Genomic DNA, 424 nt, shown 5'->3' on the forward strand with positions numbered 1-424 from the left:
GACACCGGGGGCGGGGCGTTGGGCGGCCAGGGCGGCCCAGCCCTCGACGGTGTTCGCCACCTGCCACGGCTTGTGGCCGGGCTTGCTGCCGGGCTTGGCGGGAGAGCCGTGGGGCGGGGCCGCATGCAGGGGGATGTCCAGGGACGCATTGACGGCAACGATGCCGGCCACGGGCCGCGTACCGGCATCGGGCCCGGTCTCGGATGTGCTCTCGGGTGCACCCTTGAATGTGGGCTTGGGTGTGCTCGTAGGTGCGGTCTTGGCTTAGCGTCGGGGTTTGCTGCATGATGTTCGTCCAGGGCGCGACCAGCTTCCTGATCCTGCGCTTCCTGCTCGGCGCGGCCGAGGCCGGGTTCTACCCGGGGGTGATCCTGTACCTGACCTACTGGTTTCCGAAGGCGTATCGCGCCCGGATCTTCGGCGC

Annotated in this window: 1 pseudogene; it reads left to right on the forward strand. The window is 69.8% G+C overall.

The annotated features are described in order from the left end of the window. Positions 1-284 precede the first annotated feature (284 nt). A pseudogene (locus MKK67_RS09750) lies at positions 285-424 on the forward strand (MFS transporter); the annotation flags it as partial.

It is taken from the genome of Methylobacterium sp. J-072 (assembly GCF_022829425.1).
Classification (GTDB): Bacteria; Pseudomonadota; Alphaproteobacteria; order Rhizobiales; family Beijerinckiaceae; genus Methylobacterium.